The 14,565-nt window shown below is 60.6% G+C and carries 17 protein-coding genes; 3 read left to right on the top strand and 14 right to left on the bottom strand.

From position 1 onward, the window contains the following. Positions 1-42 precede the first annotated feature (42 nt). Both V8N38_RS11850 and V8N38_RS11845 read right to left on the bottom strand, forming a co-directional pair. Complete coding sequence (locus tag V8N38_RS11850; protein WP_244951316.1) at positions 43-993, bottom strand: MBL fold metallo-hydrolase; 951 nt, start codon at positions 991-993, stop codon at positions 43-45. Between the two features lie 60 nt (positions 994-1,053). After that, positions 1,054-1,797, bottom strand: a complete 744-nt coding sequence (locus V8N38_RS11845) for an SDR family oxidoreductase (protein ID WP_060419041.1) — start codon at positions 1,795-1,797, stop codon at positions 1,054-1,056. A 110-nt stretch (positions 1,798-1,907) separates the two neighbouring features. On the opposite strand from V8N38_RS11845, the gene V8N38_RS11840 reads away from it, so the two are divergent. After that, on the top strand, positions 1,908-2,798 hold the full coding sequence (locus tag V8N38_RS11840) for a LysR family transcriptional regulator (RefSeq protein WP_072271043.1): 891 nt from the start codon (positions 1,908-1,910) through the stop codon (positions 2,796-2,798). On the opposite strand, the gene V8N38_RS11835 is transcribed toward V8N38_RS11840, so the two are convergent. From V8N38_RS11835 to V8N38_RS11805, 7 genes are all read right to left on the bottom strand, one after another. Beyond that, entirely contained in the window at positions 2,784-3,053 is a 270-nt protein-coding gene (locus tag V8N38_RS11835; RefSeq protein ID WP_147839997.1) for a hypothetical protein, read from the bottom strand. The genes V8N38_RS11840 and V8N38_RS11835 overlap by 15 nt on opposite strands. A gap of 66 nt (positions 3,054-3,119) precedes the next feature. Then, positions 3,120-3,401, bottom strand: coding sequence for a hypothetical protein (locus V8N38_RS11830; protein ID WP_060419045.1), 282 nt, complete (start codon positions 3,399-3,401; stop codon positions 3,120-3,122). A 317-nt stretch (positions 3,402-3,718) separates the two neighbouring features. Beyond that, positions 3,719-3,919 carry a lipoprotein gene (locus tag V8N38_RS11825; RefSeq protein WP_089185938.1) on the bottom strand — a complete coding sequence of 67 codons (201 nt, stop codon included), beginning with the start codon at positions 3,917-3,919 and terminating at the stop codon, positions 3,719-3,721. Positions 3,920-4,032: 113 nt separating this feature from the next. Next, positions 4,033-4,179, bottom strand: a complete 147-nt coding sequence (locus V8N38_RS11820) for a hypothetical protein (RefSeq protein WP_180548572.1) — start codon at positions 4,177-4,179, stop codon at positions 4,033-4,035. A gap of 123 nt (positions 4,180-4,302) precedes the next feature. Continuing rightward, the gene (locus tag V8N38_RS11815; RefSeq protein ID WP_147839998.1) at positions 4,303-5,607 is read right to left on the bottom strand and encodes a cytochrome c; all 1,305 of its coding nucleotides are present in this window, start codon (positions 5,605-5,607) and stop codon (positions 4,303-4,305) included. 11 nt (positions 5,608-5,618) lie between these two features. Beyond that, positions 5,619-6,077, bottom strand: coding sequence for a (2Fe-2S)-binding protein (locus tag V8N38_RS11810; RefSeq protein WP_060419049.1), 459 nt, complete (start codon positions 6,075-6,077; stop codon positions 5,619-5,621). Then, entirely contained in the window at positions 6,077-8,299 is a 2,223-nt protein-coding gene (locus V8N38_RS11805; RefSeq protein ID WP_147839999.1) for a xanthine dehydrogenase family protein molybdopterin-binding subunit, read from the bottom strand. Before V8N38_RS11805 ends, V8N38_RS11810 begins: the two co-directional genes overlap by 1 nt. Positions 8,300-8,568: 269 nt before the next feature. Between V8N38_RS11805 and V8N38_RS11800 the strand changes: the two genes are divergently transcribed. Beyond that, positions 8,569-9,060 carry a DUF1003 domain-containing protein gene (locus tag V8N38_RS11800; RefSeq protein WP_171555241.1) on the top strand — a complete coding sequence of 164 codons (492 nt, stop codon included), beginning with the start codon at positions 8,569-8,571 and terminating at the stop codon, positions 9,058-9,060. Positions 9,061-9,072: 12 nt separating this feature from the next. On the opposite strand, the gene V8N38_RS11795 is transcribed toward V8N38_RS11800, so the two are convergent. From V8N38_RS11795 to V8N38_RS11780, 4 genes are all read right to left on the bottom strand, one after another. Further along, entirely contained in the window at positions 9,073-9,897 is an 825-nt protein-coding gene (locus tag V8N38_RS11795; protein WP_147840000.1) for a M55 family metallopeptidase, read from the bottom strand. Between the two features lie 16 nt (positions 9,898-9,913). Then, positions 9,914-10,972 carry a P1 family peptidase gene (locus V8N38_RS11790; RefSeq protein ID WP_147840001.1) on the bottom strand — a complete coding sequence of 353 codons (1,059 nt, stop codon included), beginning with the start codon at positions 10,970-10,972 and terminating at the stop codon, positions 9,914-9,916. 395 nt (positions 10,973-11,367) lie between these two features. Further along, complete coding sequence (locus V8N38_RS11785) at positions 11,368-11,634, bottom strand: hypothetical protein (RefSeq protein WP_049199419.1); 267 nt, start codon at positions 11,632-11,634, stop codon at positions 11,368-11,370. 288 nt (positions 11,635-11,922) lie between these two features. Further along, the gene (locus V8N38_RS11780) at positions 11,923-12,669 is read right to left on the bottom strand and encodes a sulfite exporter TauE/SafE family protein (RefSeq protein ID WP_147840002.1); all 747 of its coding nucleotides are present in this window, start codon (positions 12,667-12,669) and stop codon (positions 11,923-11,925) included. A 106-nt stretch (positions 12,670-12,775) separates the two neighbouring features. Here V8N38_RS11780 and V8N38_RS11775 point away from each other — a divergent pair, with 106 nt between their 5' ends. Continuing rightward, positions 12,776-13,681 carry a LysR family transcriptional regulator gene (locus V8N38_RS11775; RefSeq protein ID WP_100396367.1) on the top strand — a complete coding sequence of 302 codons (906 nt, stop codon included), beginning with the start codon at positions 12,776-12,778 and terminating at the stop codon, positions 13,679-13,681. Here the strand turns inward: V8N38_RS11775 and uilS are convergent. Next, positions 13,665-14,525 (bottom strand): UilS family quorum-quenching N-acyl-homoserine lactonase, encoded by an 861-nt coding sequence (gene uilS / locus V8N38_RS11770; protein WP_060419068.1) that lies wholly within the window; start codon positions 14,523-14,525, stop codon positions 13,665-13,667. The genes V8N38_RS11775 and uilS overlap by 17 nt on opposite strands. Between the last annotated feature and the right edge of the window lie 40 nt (positions 14,526-14,565).

Genomic DNA, 14,565 nt, shown 5'->3' with positions numbered 1-14,565 from the left:
TTCACATTGTTCGTCTGCCTTCTTGCCTTGCTCTCATGCCGATTAATGTGGATTCATCGCGCCATAGTTCAACGGCTGCCAGTCGTAACCTTTCCCCTGTTTATTGATGTAGCCAAGGCCCGGGAAGGACAAATGCGCCCCCGCGACCAGCGCCCTTTGCTGCGCGAGGTCATCGAACAGCCGCTTGCGCTGCGCAACGGCGGCGGGGACGTCGATGTCATAGGCGATGGCGACATTCGGATCGGAAAACTGCACCGAGGCGACGTGGATCATATCCCCCAGAATCACCATCTTTTGCCCTTTGCTTTCGACGGCGAACACGCTGTGTCCTGGCGTATGCCCACGCGTATCGATAGCCGAAATGCCCGGGGTGAGCACCTGATTGCCTTCAAACGTTTTCAGCTTCCCCGCCGTGACGTAAGGCTGCAATGAGGCGATGGCGGCATCGAAGAAACGTTTATCTTTCTCTTCCGCCTGCCGTTTTTTCTCTTCGCTCAGCCAAAAAGCGACTTCGTCTTTTTCCACCCAGACGGTGGCGTTCGGGAAGGCGAGACGCTTGTCCGCCATCAACCCGCCCACATGGTCGGGATGCAGGTGCGTTAAATAAATCTCATCCACCTGCTCCGCCTGATAGCCGGAAGCGTTCAGGTTTTTCATCATTTTGCCCAGCGCTTTGCCATGCAGCGCGCCGGTGCCTGCATCGACCAGAACCAGCTTGCTTCCGGTATTGATCAGGTAGGCGTTCACCGAGGTCGGCAACGGCAGCGACAGGTTGTTGGCCGCCATCGCCTTTTCAAGCTGCTGCGGCCGGGTGTTGATCAAGATTTTATCGGCGGGCATCGGGCTGATGCCATCAGACAGGGCCGTCACTTCCACATTGCCCAGCATGATCCGGTAGAACCCGGGATTGTCTATTGTAGAAAAAGGCGCCGCGGCCATTGCAGCGGCAGAAAAAGCGGCGAAAAAGGCGCCAATAAGCAGATTGCGACGCATAGAAAACCTCATAACGATAAGAAGATACGGCTAAAAACCCTGGGAATGCCCCCTGGCGATTTAAAACTCCTGCACGGTCGGCCTGATGACAATCTCACTCACATCCACGTCCGAAGGCTGCTCGATCGCATAGGCGATGGCGCGCGCGATGGCATCAGCGGAAATTGCCTGGCTCTGGTAGAGTTCGCCGACGGCCTGCAAACTTTCCGCGTGCGAACTGCCCTGTTTCAGTTCGGTGTCGATCAGGCCGGGGGCGATCGTCGTGGTTCTGATCTTTCCGCCAACTTCGTGACGCAAACCTTCGGCGATCGCGCTGACCGCGAATTTCGTGCCGCTATAGACCGTGCCGCCGGGGCTGAACACCTTCTTGCCGGCAATGGAGGAAATGGTGATGTAATGACCGAATTGCTGCTTTTCGAACAGCGGCAAGGTTGCCGCGATGCCGTACAGCACGCCTTTCACATTGATATCGATCATCCGTTCCCATTCATCGACCTTCACGGCACTCAGCGGTGCGATCGCCATCAGCCCCGCGTTGTTGACCAGGACATCAATCTTGCCAAACTGCCTGACGGTCTGGGCGATCATCGCTTCGACCTCCTGACGCTTCGTCACATCCACCTGCAGCGCCAACGCGGTGCCGCCGTCGCCAACGATTTGCCGAACCAGCGCATCAAGACGATCTTTCCTGCGCGCCGCCACCACCACCGTCGCCCCTTGCGCGGCCAGATGTAATGCGGTCGCCTCGCCCAGCCCGCTGCTGGCGCCGGTAATCACCACCACTTTGCCTGAAATACGGTTCATCTCTCGTTCCTCTTGTTAGGGCCAGTGCGAATACTTTATCCGCCGTTTCCGCCCGGTAAATGGAAGTGTTATGCTTTGAGAATTCCATTTTTTGGAACAAAGAGGTCAACGTGCAAAACAGACAAGAAGCCTTGCGCATTTTCTGCGCCGCCGCCGAGGAGATGAACTTTAAACACACGGCCACCAGGCTCGGCATTTCCCCGCAAAAAGTCACCCGAGCCATCAAAGAGCTCGAGTCGGTGCTCGGTGAGCAGCTGTTCCACCGCAATACCCGCAGCGTGAGAATCACGGATTTCGGCCTCGGCTTTCTTGAGCAGGCCAAAACGGCGATGGATCAGTTGAACAGGCTGTTTCAGCCGCAGGGGAAAGCGGCGGAAGATCTCGGCGGCGTGGTGCGCCTTACGGCGCCGCATACCTATGGCAGCGAGGTCGTCATGCCGATACTGGCGGAATTCGCGCGCCAGTATCCTGCGATTACGATCGAGTTCCACCTGTCGAATATCCACAGCGATCTGGTCGAAGAAAGAATTGATATCGGCATTCGCATCGGCTTTCTGCACGACCAAACCTGTATCGTTCGCCAGCCCAGAACCATGCCTTTCCATCTGGTTGCCTCGCCGACGCTGCTCGATCGCCTGCCGCCGCCGGAGCAGGTAGACCAACTCGCCCATCTGCCGATTGTCGCGCTGGTGAACCGCAAGACCGGGCGCTACTGGCCCTGGGAATTTAGCCAAAAACGTTATCTCTACCCGAAGTCCGCCGCCTTCGTCACCGACACGCCCGATATAGAGCGTAAAGCGGTGCTCGCCGGTTTAGGCTTTGGCCAACTGGCCGGGTATTTGGTTGAAAAACACCTCGCTGCGGGTGAGCTGGTAGCCGTTCTGCCGGGCGACGCCCCGCCGCCCTGGCCGGTCAACCTCTATCATACGCATCAGCACGCCTGCCCGGCGCGCGTGCGCGTGGTCTTTGACTATCTTTTCAATCAATTAAGCCAGGGCTAACCCCGCCTTGCCCACCCAATATTGCGCACTGCCGCCGGTGGTCATCTGCTCAGCTTTAGCGACACGTGGCAGAGTGCCAAGAGTTAAGCCTGTAGAACCAGCCTGGCGCTCGAGTTTTGATAAGCTGGCCTCTGCCTTTCCTGACTGTTTTTCCATCTCCTCAAGAACAACAGATGCCCTACGGCTCCCGGTGATCATTTTTGCAGTGTCGATATCGACCTGATAGACGAGGCTGCCGCCGTTTTGTTCTGACATTTAGTGTTCTCCGGGCATAAAAAAACCCCGCCGAAGCGAGGTTATAAATAATTTTTTCGAGAGAGATTATTTCTCTAGGTGGTCAGCTAAGCCATTCTTGATATTTTTCAAGATGTCTAACTTTTCGTTTTCTCTTTTTTCCAAAAACTCAGCAATCACCCCAGTCATAGCAACTAAGGTGCCGATAATAGCCGTTGCACTACCTGCAATTGTGTAAATCTCTCGGTTTGCCATCAGCCCACTGTTGTAAACCTTATCAACGTAGCCAACAGTAACTTCCATGCCGATAGCGTAACCAACAGTAATTGCACCAACTAAAATCAGCAGCCCACCAATCAACTTAAGCATTTCGTCCTTTTCCCATAGACAAGTAACAAGTCGTTACATGGTAACAGAGAGCATGAAGTAGGCAACGAAAAGCGGTTTTCGCCCGCGATTTGTCGGGCTTTTCCCTGGAATCAAGTGTGGTCAGCGTGACAACATGGCTTCTGGCTAAATAGCTATGAGGTCACTATGCAAAAGAAAATGTTGATACTGGTTCTGGCAGCAGTCGTGCTCGCGATAGCTTTTAACCCTGAGTTCATAGCGAATTTTGGGAGTGATATACCATTAAAAAAACACTAATGCCAGAAAGCAAAAATCCCACTCCAATGGGCTTTTCTCTGTTAGTAGTTTCTCTCAGCACGCTTCATCAGTCTGTCTTGTGGTGATTGCGTTTTGGTAGACAGAGGAGCAACAAACTCCTTCCACTCTTTGCTGTCTTTCTGAGCAGACGATTGTTTGCTATTCAATTGATAATCATCGTTCTGGCCTGCACATCCTGATAGAACTATCACCCCCAGGGCAACCAATAGTGACTTTTGCATTTCTACATCCTTATAGTAACAATCAACCAGGCAAATGATAACGAATCTCACTTGCTGGGTAAAGCACCCCCTAGAAAGCAAAAAAACCACCTCATCGGTGGGTTTGTTTACTGTTATCCTTCAGCATCAAAGACGGTCTGCAGCCCATAGTTAATGCTATCACGCAGATGGTTGGTATCGGCCGTAACGATGAAGAGTAATGCTGCTACAAGACAGGCCAGGTAGTTTTGATTGGTTAACAACGTTACGATTTTTATCACGGTCCCCCCTCTGATTTTTGATTGAGCGTCACACTGCCGCCGGCATGCCGGCAATAAAAAAAGCGGCAATATCCGCGATATCGCCGCCTTTAACCTGCACGCCGCCGTGGCGGCCGCGATGCGCTACTGCTTGCGCTGCTCCGCCACCTGTTTGGCGGTGACGTTGCCCTGCTTATCGCCGAAGTGGCCGACCACGAAGTTGGCGACCGCCGCCACTTCCTCGTCGGAATAGGCGCTGCCGAACGCCGGCATCATTTCATGCCGATCGCCGATGCTGATGCTCGTCCCCTTCAGGATGGCCTGCACCACGCTGCGCCCCTGCGGATCGTTCACCGCCGTGCTGCCTACCAGCGACGCGTACTCGCTCTGGCGGCCCGGCCCGTTCCACTGGTGGCAGCCGCTGCAGTCGTTGGCAAATACCCGGCGCCCGAGCGAACTGTCTTGCCCGCCCGGCAGGATCGGCGTGGAGGCCCCCGCGCCCTTCGGCTGCAGGTTCACCGCCGCCGCGCCGTCGCCGGCGATCGGTTCGATATCGCGCAGGTATTTCACCAGCGCCAGATTGTCTTCCGGCGTCAGGAACTGCAGGCTGTTTTCTACCGCTTCCGCCATCGGGCCGGCGGCGCTGCTGCGCCCCGGGGCATGGCCGGTGGCCAGATATTGCGACAGCTGCTGGTCGCTCCAGCCGCCGATGCCGGTCTGCTTATCCGGCGTGATGTTGGCGGCGAACCAGCCCTGCACCACTTCACCGCTCAGGTGCTTGCTCTGGTTGAGGCCGAACCCCAGATTGCGCGGCGTATGGCACTCGCCGCAGTGGCCGAGCGCCGTCGCCAGATAGGCGCCGCGGTTCCACTGCTCGTCCTTGTTGAGATCCGGCGCAAAGCGCTGCTCATGGAAGAACGCCAGGTTCCAGAATTTCATGCCCCAACGCTGGTTGAACGGGAACGACAAATCGTTTTGCGGGTTGGCCTGCTTCACCGGCGGCAGGCTGAACAGATAATCCTTGATCGCCAGCACGTCGTCGCGGCTCAGTTCGGTGTACGAGGTGTACGGCATCGCCGGATACAGGTTGCCCTGCGGGCCGATGCCCTCACGCACCGCGCGCACGAACCGATCGTCGCTCCAGTTGCCGATGCCGGTCTCCTTGTCGGCGGTGATGTTGGTGCCGTAAATGGTGCCGAACGGCAGTTTGAAGGCGAAGCCGCCCGCATACGGCGTGCCGCCCGGCGCGGTGTGGCACGCCACGCAGTCGGCGGCGCGCGCCAGGTACTCGCCGCGCGCCAGTTTATCGGTGATGCCGGCCGGCGCCCCGGCGATCGGCGCCGCAGGCTCCGCGCCGGTGGGCCGCAGCAGCGTGTACAGCGCGTATCCTCCCGCCAACACCACCACGGCGATAATCAGCCATAACAGCCCTTTCAAGGCATTGCTCATCGCATCTCTCCCTAACCCAACGCCTTGGCGGCCTGGTGGATGGCGGCGCGAATGCGCACATAGGTGGCGCAGCGGCAGACGTTGCCGCCCATCGCCGCGTCGATGTCCGCATCGCTCGGATCCTTGCTTTGCGCCAGCAGCGCGGTGGCGCTCATGATCTGGCCGGACTGGCAGTAGCCGCACTGCACCACATCCAGATCAAGCCAAGCTTCCTGCACCGCCTTGCCTTCCGGCGTGGCGCCCACGGCTTCGATGGTGGTGATTTTTTTGCCGACGGCGGCGGAGACCGGCGTCATGCACGATCGTACCGGCACACCGTCCAGATGCACGGTACAGGCGCCGCACATGGCGATGCCGCAGCCGAACTTGGTGCCGGTCAGGCCGGCTTCGTCACGCAAAAACCACAACAGCGGCATGTGCGGATCGCCCTCGAAGGTCAGCGGCTGCTCGTTTACGGTTAATTGAATCATCAGGTTCTCTCCTTGTCAGACGCCGGGTTCGCGGTAGGATTATGCAGCGGCAGGCTCAGCGAGGTGCGCGGCCGCCCGAGCAGCGCCAGCGCGTTGCCGACCGCCGGGGCGATGGTCGGCACCCCCAGCTCGCCCACGCCGGTCGGTTTCTCGCTCGAGGGCACGATGATCACCTCGATCTCCGGCATCTCATCGATGCGCAGCGGGCGGAAGTTATTGAAATTGGACTGTTCGACCACGCCATCTTTCAGCGTGATATTGCCGTACAGCGCCATGCTCAGGCCGTAGCCGATGCCGCCCTCGATCTGCGCGCGGATCACGTCGGGGTTCACCGCCACGCCGCAGTCCACCGCGCACCACACCTTGTGCACTTTCGGGATGCCGCCTTCGCCGATCGAGACCTCGGCCACCTGCGCCACATAGGTATCGAACGCCTTGGCGACGCCCACGCCGCGCGCGCGTCCGTCCACCACTTTCGCGCCCTGCCAGTCAGCGGCTTTCGCTACCGCGCGCAGCACGCCCGCCGCACGCGGCGCATCGCCCATCAGCGCCAGCCGCCCTTCGACCGGATCCTGCCCGGTTTCCTGCAACAGCTGATCGATAAAGCTCTCCACCGCGTGGCCGGTGTGGGTGCTGGCCACCGACCGCAGCGAGGTGGTCGGCACCTTGCCCGGCACGATGTGCGCATCGCAGCGGAAGGCTTCGAAGGTGTATGACACCTCACTGGCGCCCTCGACCATCATCTGATCGAGGCCGTTGACCACCAGCGCATCCATCGCGCTGTGGCGCGTCCAGGAATGGCCGACCACGGTATCGGTCCAGCCCACCACCTTGCCGCCGCGGATGGCCCCGCGCAGGCGGTGCAGGATCATCGGGCGATACCAGCCGTTGCGAATGTCGTCCTCGCGCGTCCATACCACCTTCACGCCGTGGCCGGGGCCGATGCCCTTGGCCGCCGCCGCCATGTCGGCCGCCAGATCCGGCCCCAGCGTCGGGTTGCCTAAATCGATGCGCCGGCCGAAGCTGCCGCCCGCCAGAATGGTTTCAATCTGCACCTTGTCCGGCGGCAACTCGAACAGATCGCACAGCTGCTTGTGATCGAGGGTTTGGATTTGGCAGCCGTAGCGCGCCTTGACGCTCTCGCCGTCCCAGAACAGATAGCCGTCCAGCGGCTCCATCGGCGCGTGGGCGACATAGGGGAAGGTGTATTCGGCCTCGATCACCTTGTCGGCCTTGTCGAACACCTCGTCCGGCTTACCGGAACTCTTCGCCACCACGCCGGTTTTCTGCGCCACCTGGCGAAATTCGGCGTAGATCTCCTCGGTGTTGCGCCGTTCGGCCTGCGCGTCGTCCCACGTCACCTTCAGCCGCTCCCGCCCCTGGATCGCCGCCCAGGTGTTTTTGGCGTAAACCGCCACGCCGGTAGCGATTTGCTTCACCGCCACCCCCCCCGGCACCGCCAGCGCTCGTTCGGCGTCGAAGGTCGCCACCTTGCCGCCGAAGCGCGGCGGCTTCTTGATGGTGACGGTCAACATGTCCGGCTCATGGATATCCTGCGAGAACTGCGCGCTGCCGTTGGTTTTCGCCAGCGAATCGACGCGGTGCAGGCCACGCGTTTTGCCGATCAGGGTGAAATTGGCCGGATCCTTCAGCGTCAGGCTGGCGGGATCGGGCGGCGGCAGCGTGGCGGCCAGCGCGGCGAATTCGCCGAAGCCCGCCTCGCGCCCGCTGGCGGCATGGCGGATCTTGCCCGCCTGCACGGTAATTTCCTGCGCCGAGGTTTTCCAACTCTGTGCGGCGGCCTGCACCAGCAGCGCACGCGCCATGGCGCCCATGCGCCGCATCTGCTCATAGGCATTGGCCACCGAGCTGGAACCGCCGGTGCCCTGGAATCCGAAGGTCAGGTTTTTGTAGATATTGGTGTCCACCGGCGCGGCGACGACCCGTACCTGCGCCCAATCGGCATCGAGCTCTTCGGCGACCAGCGTCGCCATGCCGGTATAGACCCCCTGGCCCACTTCGGTGTGTTTACTGATCACGGTGACGACGCCGTCGGCGCCGATCTGAACGAAGGCGTTGGCGTCAAACGTCGCCGCGCCGGAGGCGGCCGGGGCAGCCGAACGCGCCAGCGCGCCGGTGGACGGCAGATAGGCGCCGATCACCAACGCCCCGGCGCCGACGATAAACCGCCGCCGCGAAAGCGGAACTTGGGATATGCTCATTGCTCATGACTCCAAAAAAGCCGAAGGCGTCACTGCCTTCGGCGAAACAAATCTTGTTATGGAATGGCTTGTCGCGCCCGTCAGGTGATATAGCGCAACAGAGCAATAATTAGCGTAGCCTATTATCCAGCAGGCCTAATCTTGATAAGGGATTTTTCGTTGAGGAATCGTGCGCTGCGGGCCATCGGCGCCAGGCGGCCGCTGGGCGCGTCTTTAAATGCATTTGTGCTATAAATGAAACACTTCCAATCTCTATGAGCCTTACCGCTATGTCGGAACACAAGAAATTTCGTCTGTATCGGCCGCTGCAAGGGTTAAGCCATACCTTTGGCGATCAATGGTTTGCCCTGAAAGCCGAAGCGTTCGCCCGCTTCTTCGGCACGCCGACTTTTTTGGTGGGACAAACGGTGGTGGTCGGCGTGTGGATCTATCTCAACCTCGCCGGCTTCACCAAATTTGACCCTTACCCCTTCATTCTGCTGAATCTGGCGTTCAGTCTGCAGGCCGCCTACGCCGCGCCATTGATCCTGCTGGCGCAAACCCGCCAGGCCGAGCGCGACCAGGCGCATGCCTTGGCCGATGCCCGGCACCGGGAAGATCTGGATGAGGCGATGGCACAGCGGCAAACCCTGGCCGAACGGCAGTCCGAACAGCTGCTCGAGCTGCTGAAGCAAAATACGGAATTAACCGCCCTGACGAAGCAGATGGCCGAGCGCATTGAAAACCTCACCCTTCAGCTCGCCAACCGCGAGCGCCTGTAACGGCGTTATCCCTCAGTTCTGCGTCGTCGCCAGATAGGAGAAGACGCTGAGCAGGTTGATTTGCGCCGCCATGTTGTCGCTGTCGAAGGCCACGGTCAGCGCGTCCTGGCGCTGCACGCCGGGCACCAGGCTGAACAGATCCGCCAGCACCGGTTTGGCCGCCATCAACGTCAGCCGATAAGGCGGCATGAAGCGGCGTTCCACCGGCAGCTTCCCGCCCTGGCGCACCTGTTGCATCGCCCGTTCACGGATCTCGGCGCGCGCCCGCTGCGGGCTGAGCGATTCGGCGGCGGTTTGCGAGATGGCGCGCTTCACGCACACATAGCCGGACTGAGGATAACGTTCAGCAATCCAGCGTTGCAGCTCGTCGTCACCGCTCACCAGCCACAGCGGCACGTTCAATTCGGCCGCCGCCGCTGCATACAGATCGCTTTCGCCCACCGCTTCGCCGTTCAGGCTGACGCGGTAAAAGGCCCGGCCGTTGATGGTGTGCGCCAGCACGCCATGTTCACCGGCAGCGCTGTGGTAGCCGATAAACATCAGGCCGTCGTAGCGTTGGTGTTGCAGCCCTTCCACCATCGACAGCCCGCGCGGTTTGCCCTGCACCAGCCGCGCACGCCCATCGATGCGATCGGCGCGCAGGTTCTGCATCATGGCGTGGCTGTCGGCCACCGTCACCTCGGTAGCCCCGCCGGCGAAAGCGCCGTCGATGGCGGCGTTGACCTCCTGCTCCATCAGTTCACGCGCCGCCGCATAGTCGGCGTGGGCCGGGTTGCACTGCTCCAGCCGCATCACGCCGGCAATACCTTCGATATCCGCAGAGATAAAGACCTTCACATCACACTCCCGTTATTTAATTTGCCGCCGCCAGCCGGTCGAGCAGCGGGCCCAGCGCTGCGCGCGCATGCTGCAGGAAGCCGCTGACGCCTTCGGCGCTCAGCAACGCATCCAGCACCGCGTATTCGGTGGCGTCCGCCGCCGCCGCAAACAGCGGCTCCAGCCTTTCGTCCGGCAGCGTGGCCCCCAGCAACCGGGTGGAAAACGCCAGCGCGATATCGCCGGAGCCGTGTCCCCAATGGCTGCCCACCCGCCCCAGGCCCGCGCCCGCTCTGCGGGCGATGCGGTTCAGCTGGCGACTGTCCAGCGCCCGATCGCAGGCGATGATGATAATGACCGAGCCGGCGTCCACCTGCGGCGGCGGATCCGCCAACAGCTTGCCCAGCGCCGGGCCAACGCGCACGCCGCTCAGCGTCAGCGAGTCGAGGGTGCCGAAGTTGGCCAGCACCAGCACGCCGAGCATGGTGCCTAACCCCGGGCAATAGCGCGAGGCTGTGCCAATGCCGCCCTTCAGGCCGAAGCTGCTCATGCCGCGCCCGGCACCGACGCTGCCGCGCGCAAAGCGGGTGGAATGGTTATCCAGCGCGCTGAAGACGTGCTCCTCACGCACCGCCATCGCCTGAATATCGTTGAGGTAGCCGTCGTTGCACTCCAGTACCAGCGGGTTGATGGTGGCGCTGCCGCGGCCGATCTGTGGGTAGCGCAGGCAGCTGCGCCGCACCATGGCGTTGAACAGCGTGCCGACGGCGAAGGTGTTGCTCAGCAGAATAGGCGTCTGCAACTCCCCCAGCTCATTCAATTGCACCAATCCCAGCGGCTTGGCGAAGCCGTTGAGCACCGCGCTGCCGCACGGCAGCGGCTGGTTGAACAGATCGCCCGGCGGCACGATGGCGGTGACGCCGGTCTGGCATTCGCCGTCGGTCAGGGTGTGATGCCCAACGCTGACGCCCGGCACGTCGCACAGGCTGTCGGTCGGCCCGGCCGGATAGCGCGCGCCCGGCAGGCGGCGATGGCGCCGCCAATAGCTCAGCAGATTGTCGAGGCTTTGTTGTTCAAACACCTGGCTGTCTGTCATGGTTCCCTCATCTGCCGTTAGCCCATCAGAAAACCAGAATATCGCGCAATGCGCCGCGCCGTAAATTGAAAACCGGAGCGGGCAGAAAAAATAGCCTGGCCCCATCACCGTTCATTGCCTGCACCACTTTTTTGCCGCCTCTACGGCCAGGGCGACGCCGCTATCGAGTGAAACAACGGGTGTTGAAAGCGTGCAAGCGCTGCGACCTCACGCACGGCAAAGGCAGGGTCATCGCCCACGGCGGGTATGAAGAACGGGAGAGCAAAATCGGCGAAGGCCTCCTCTCCGGCATACAGGAGACCATTTGAGGTGGGCCGCAGGCCTGAGCCTTATTGGGGTTTTAGCGGGCAATCGTATAGTATAAAAAATTGAATGATTCAAAACTGGATTATGGCTCATCTGAATAAATAAACCATGACCATAGCAATGACAAAAATAGAACAGAGTAATAAATCACCGGAAAAGTTTCTCAATGAGTCCAAATAGTCATTGCTGTTCTTATTTAGTTTGTTAATGGCATCATTCTCGTTCTCAGCGTCTACTTCAACATGATGCTTTCTGAACCCCTTTTGCTTCATATCTTTAATTATTTCTCGTGTAACCACTTCCTTTCTCAGCACCCTTGACTCATCACTCTTTATAAAAACAACATATTTACTCATCATATCCCCCATAAAAGCACAGAATTTTACTTCTGTGCTAGGATTGCAACGGTTAATTAGCGTTTGGTTCCGGATTCTCTGGCCTCTCTCGGTCCAGTGCCATTGCCGCCATACCCATTTCCTGTAGAGCTGCCATTCCCCCAGAAACCACTGGCTCCGTAACCGCTGCCACAAGGGCTGTTTTTTGACAAGAATGACTGAAAGTGTATTCTCAATGCAGGAAATAATCATATTAGAATAAAATACAGAATAATATACCTGACCTAATTACACATAAATGCTATCGATTTAATTAATTGAACGCCAAACAATCTCAATTCCCAAGATTAATAACCCGATAAAGAAAAGGCGGCGAAAAATCAGCGGGCTGCTGTGACGACGCACGATCCCGCCCAGCCACATGCCGCCCAGCGCCGGCAGCAGCACCAGCAGCGAACCGCCGAGCAGCGCGCCGGGCAGCGCCTGATGCCAGGCTAATCCGGCGGCTAGCGCCAGCGTCGAGACGGTGAACGACAGCCCCAGCGCCTGCACCAGATCGTCACGCGCCAGGCCCAAGGCGTTCAGATAGGGCACCGCCGGTATGACGAATACGCCGGTGGCGCCGGTCAGCGTACCGGTCACCAGGCCGCACAGCGGCCCCAGCCATGGCTCCACCGTGGCGGAAACGCGCCAGTCGAAACGAGTGAATCCCAACAGCGCATAGCCGATCAGGCAAACGCCCAGCGCCAGCGGCGCCAGGCGGCCGTCGGTGGCGGTGAGCGCGCCGGCGCTCAGCAACGTGCCCAGCGTGACGCACAGCATCATCGGCCAGAGCCGGCGGCACAGCGCCCCCAGCCGCGGCCCGCACAGCAACTGCCACAGATTGGTGACCAGTGAAGGCAACAGCAGCAGCGCGGCGGCCTGCCCCGGCGGCATCATCAGGCTGAGCAGCCCCATCGACACCGTCGGCAATCCCAAACCGATCGCCCCCTTGACCGTGCCGGCCAGCGTAAAAATGCCCGTCAGGGCGATAATCTCGAGTAACGTCAGCGACATGCGTCTATCCTTATGGCAATCAACGGCCCGATTGTGACCGGCGGCGCGGCGCGGCACAATGCGGCAATGGCAGAGCCTGCCTGCGGCAAAGACAGAGGAAGAACGCATGCATTTTGACTTTATCGATCTGCGACTGTTGGCGGCGGTGCTCGAGACCGGCAGCATCACCGCCGGCGCCGAGCGCGTCGGGCTGTCGCTGGCCGCCGCCAGCGCACGCATGCGCGGGCTGGAGCAACAGGCCGGCGTGGCGTTGCTGACGCGCAATCCGCGCGGCGTCCAGGCGACGCCGGCCGGTGAACGCCTGTTGCAGCACGCGCGCGTGCTGCTGCAACAGCGCGACCGGCTGCGGGGCGACATGGCCGAGTTCGCGCCGGGCCAGCGCAGCCAGCTGCGCATCGTCGCCAATACCGTCGCCGCCGACGCTTTTCTGCCGGAGCTGCTGGCGGATTTTCTGGTGCTGCACCCGCACACCGACATCGCGCTGGAGGAGCTGCCCAGCCCGGTCATCGCGCAGGCGATCGCCGAACAGGCGGCGGATATCGGCATCGTGGCGGATCACGCCGATCTGCGCGGGCTGGCAAGCTACCCCTTCCGGCAGGATCGTCTGGTGCTGGCGCTGCCGCCGGAGCATGCGCTCAGCGGCCGCCGCACGGTCAGCTTCGCAGACACCCTGTCTTTTGAGTTTATCGGCCTGCCGGAAGAGAGTGCGCTGCAACAGCATTTGGAACGGCTGGCGATACGCAGCGGCGGCCCGATGCGGCTACGGGCGCGCGCCGCTAATTTCGACGCCATCTGCCGCATGGTGTGGCGCGGCGCCGGGCTGGCGGTGGTGCCGGAAGAGAGTGCCCAACGCCATCCGCAGATCCGACACGGCGCCCTGCCGCTGACGGACGATTGGGCGACCCGGCGCCTGTCGCTGGTGGTGCGCGAATGGGCGCTGCTGCCGCTGCCGGCGCAGCGGCTGGTGGCGTTCCTGCGCCAGGGGGAAGGCGGTATTACAGGTGATCGTTGAACCAGGCGATCTGACGGCCGATGATGCCGGCGAAATGCGGGCCGGCGTACATGTCATAGTGCTTCGCATTCTGCTCGACATGCAGCGCCTTCTTCGCGCTGCCTACCGCCTCATACAGCGCGATGCCCTGCTCCGGCGGATTCACGGTATCGCCGCCCGCCACCACCACCAGTACCGGGCATGTGACTCGCGCCGCATTGTCACGCGGCTGATAGCGCAGCGTTTCGCGCACGGTCAGGAACGGGATCTTGATGTCCATCGCCGGGTAACGCACCTTGTTCTCCTCGAAGAACGCTTTCGACTCGTCATCGCTCAACACCCGGGTGACGGCGACAAACATCTCTTTGCCGGTGGCCTGCTTCTTCTCCGCCATTTTGTCCAGCGTGGCGATGAACGCCTGTTTTTCGTCGGCGGCCATTTTCCCCGTCACGATGGTTTCCCCGTCGGCGAAGGCCAGCTGGCTAACGACGCACTTGATGGCCGGCTCGGCCGCGGCAGCGCCGAACACGTGGCAGCCGCCAAACGACGTGCCCCACAGGCCGATGCGCTCGCTGTCGATCTGCGGCTGCGTTTGCACCCACCGGCTCACCGCCAGGATATCCTCAATCTGCAGCGCCGGTACCAGCCGCCCGCGTTCGCCCTCGCTGGCGCCGAAGCCGCGATAGTCAAACGTCACCGCCGCAAAACCGGCGTTGACGAAGGCCTCGGCAAAGGCCGGCAGCAACAGCTCCTGAATGCCGCAGAAGCCGTGACACAGAATAATCGCCGGAACCTTGGCCGGGTTATCAGGTAAACGAACTGTTACGGCCAGGCCGCTTTCCATTTTATGCGTGGTTAATGTCATGTTAACTCCCTGTTTTTTATAGGTAAGGTAAAAATCAGGC

Source organism: Serratia nevei (assembly GCF_037948395.1).
GTDB classification, from domain to species: domain Bacteria; phylum Pseudomonadota; class Gammaproteobacteria; order Enterobacterales; family Enterobacteriaceae; genus Serratia; species Serratia nevei.
This window is presented reverse-complemented; position numbering and strand designations above follow the sequence as displayed.

Excerpts from the sequence above, each read along its gene's own strand:
- V8N38_RS11850 (WP_244951316.1), bottom strand. The coding sequence starts at position 993 with ATGCGTCGCAATCTGCTTATTGGCGCCTTTTTCGCCGCTTTTTCTGCC.
- V8N38_RS11845 (WP_060419041.1), bottom strand. The coding sequence starts at position 1,797 with ATGAACCGTATTTCAGGCAAAGTGGTGGTGATTACCGGCGCCAGCAGC.
- V8N38_RS11835 (WP_147839997.1), bottom strand. The coding sequence starts at position 3,053 with ATGTCAGAACAAAACGGCGGCAGCCTCGTCTATCAGGTCGATATCGAC.
- V8N38_RS11830 (WP_060419045.1), bottom strand. The coding sequence starts at position 3,401 with ATGCTTAAGTTGATTGGTGGGCTGCTGATTTTAGTTGGTGCAATTACT.
- V8N38_RS11825 (WP_089185938.1), bottom strand. The coding sequence starts at position 3,919 with ATGCAAAAGTCACTATTGGTTGCCCTGGGGGTGATAGTTCTATCAGGA.
- V8N38_RS11815 (WP_147839998.1), bottom strand. The coding sequence starts at position 5,607 with ATGAGCAATGCCTTGAAAGGGCTGTTATGGCTGATTATCGCCGTGGTG.
- V8N38_RS11810 (WP_060419049.1), bottom strand. The coding sequence starts at position 6,077 with ATGATTCAATTAACCGTAAACGAGCAGCCGCTGACCTTCGAGGGCGAT.
- V8N38_RS11805 (WP_147839999.1), bottom strand. The coding sequence starts at position 8,299 with ATGAGCATATCCCAAGTTCCGCTTTCGCGGCGGCGGTTTATCGTCGGC.
- V8N38_RS11800 (WP_171555241.1), top strand. The coding sequence starts at position 8,569 with ATGTCGGAACACAAGAAATTTCGTCTGTATCGGCCGCTGCAAGGGTTA.
- V8N38_RS11790 (WP_147840001.1), bottom strand. The coding sequence starts at position 10,972 with ATGACAGACAGCCAGGTGTTTGAACAACAAAGCCTCGACAATCTGCTG.
- V8N38_RS11785 (WP_049199419.1), bottom strand. The coding sequence starts at position 11,634 with ATGAGTAAATATGTTGTTTTTATAAAGAGTGATGAGTCAAGGGTGCTG.
- V8N38_RS11780 (WP_147840002.1), bottom strand. The coding sequence starts at position 12,669 with ATGTCGCTGACGTTACTCGAGATTATCGCCCTGACGGGCATTTTTACG.
- V8N38_RS11775 (WP_100396367.1), top strand. The coding sequence starts at position 12,776 with ATGCATTTTGACTTTATCGATCTGCGACTGTTGGCGGCGGTGCTCGAG.
- uilS (WP_060419068.1), bottom strand. The coding sequence starts at position 14,525 with ATGACATTAACCACGCATAAAATGGAAAGCGGCCTGGCCGTAACAGTT.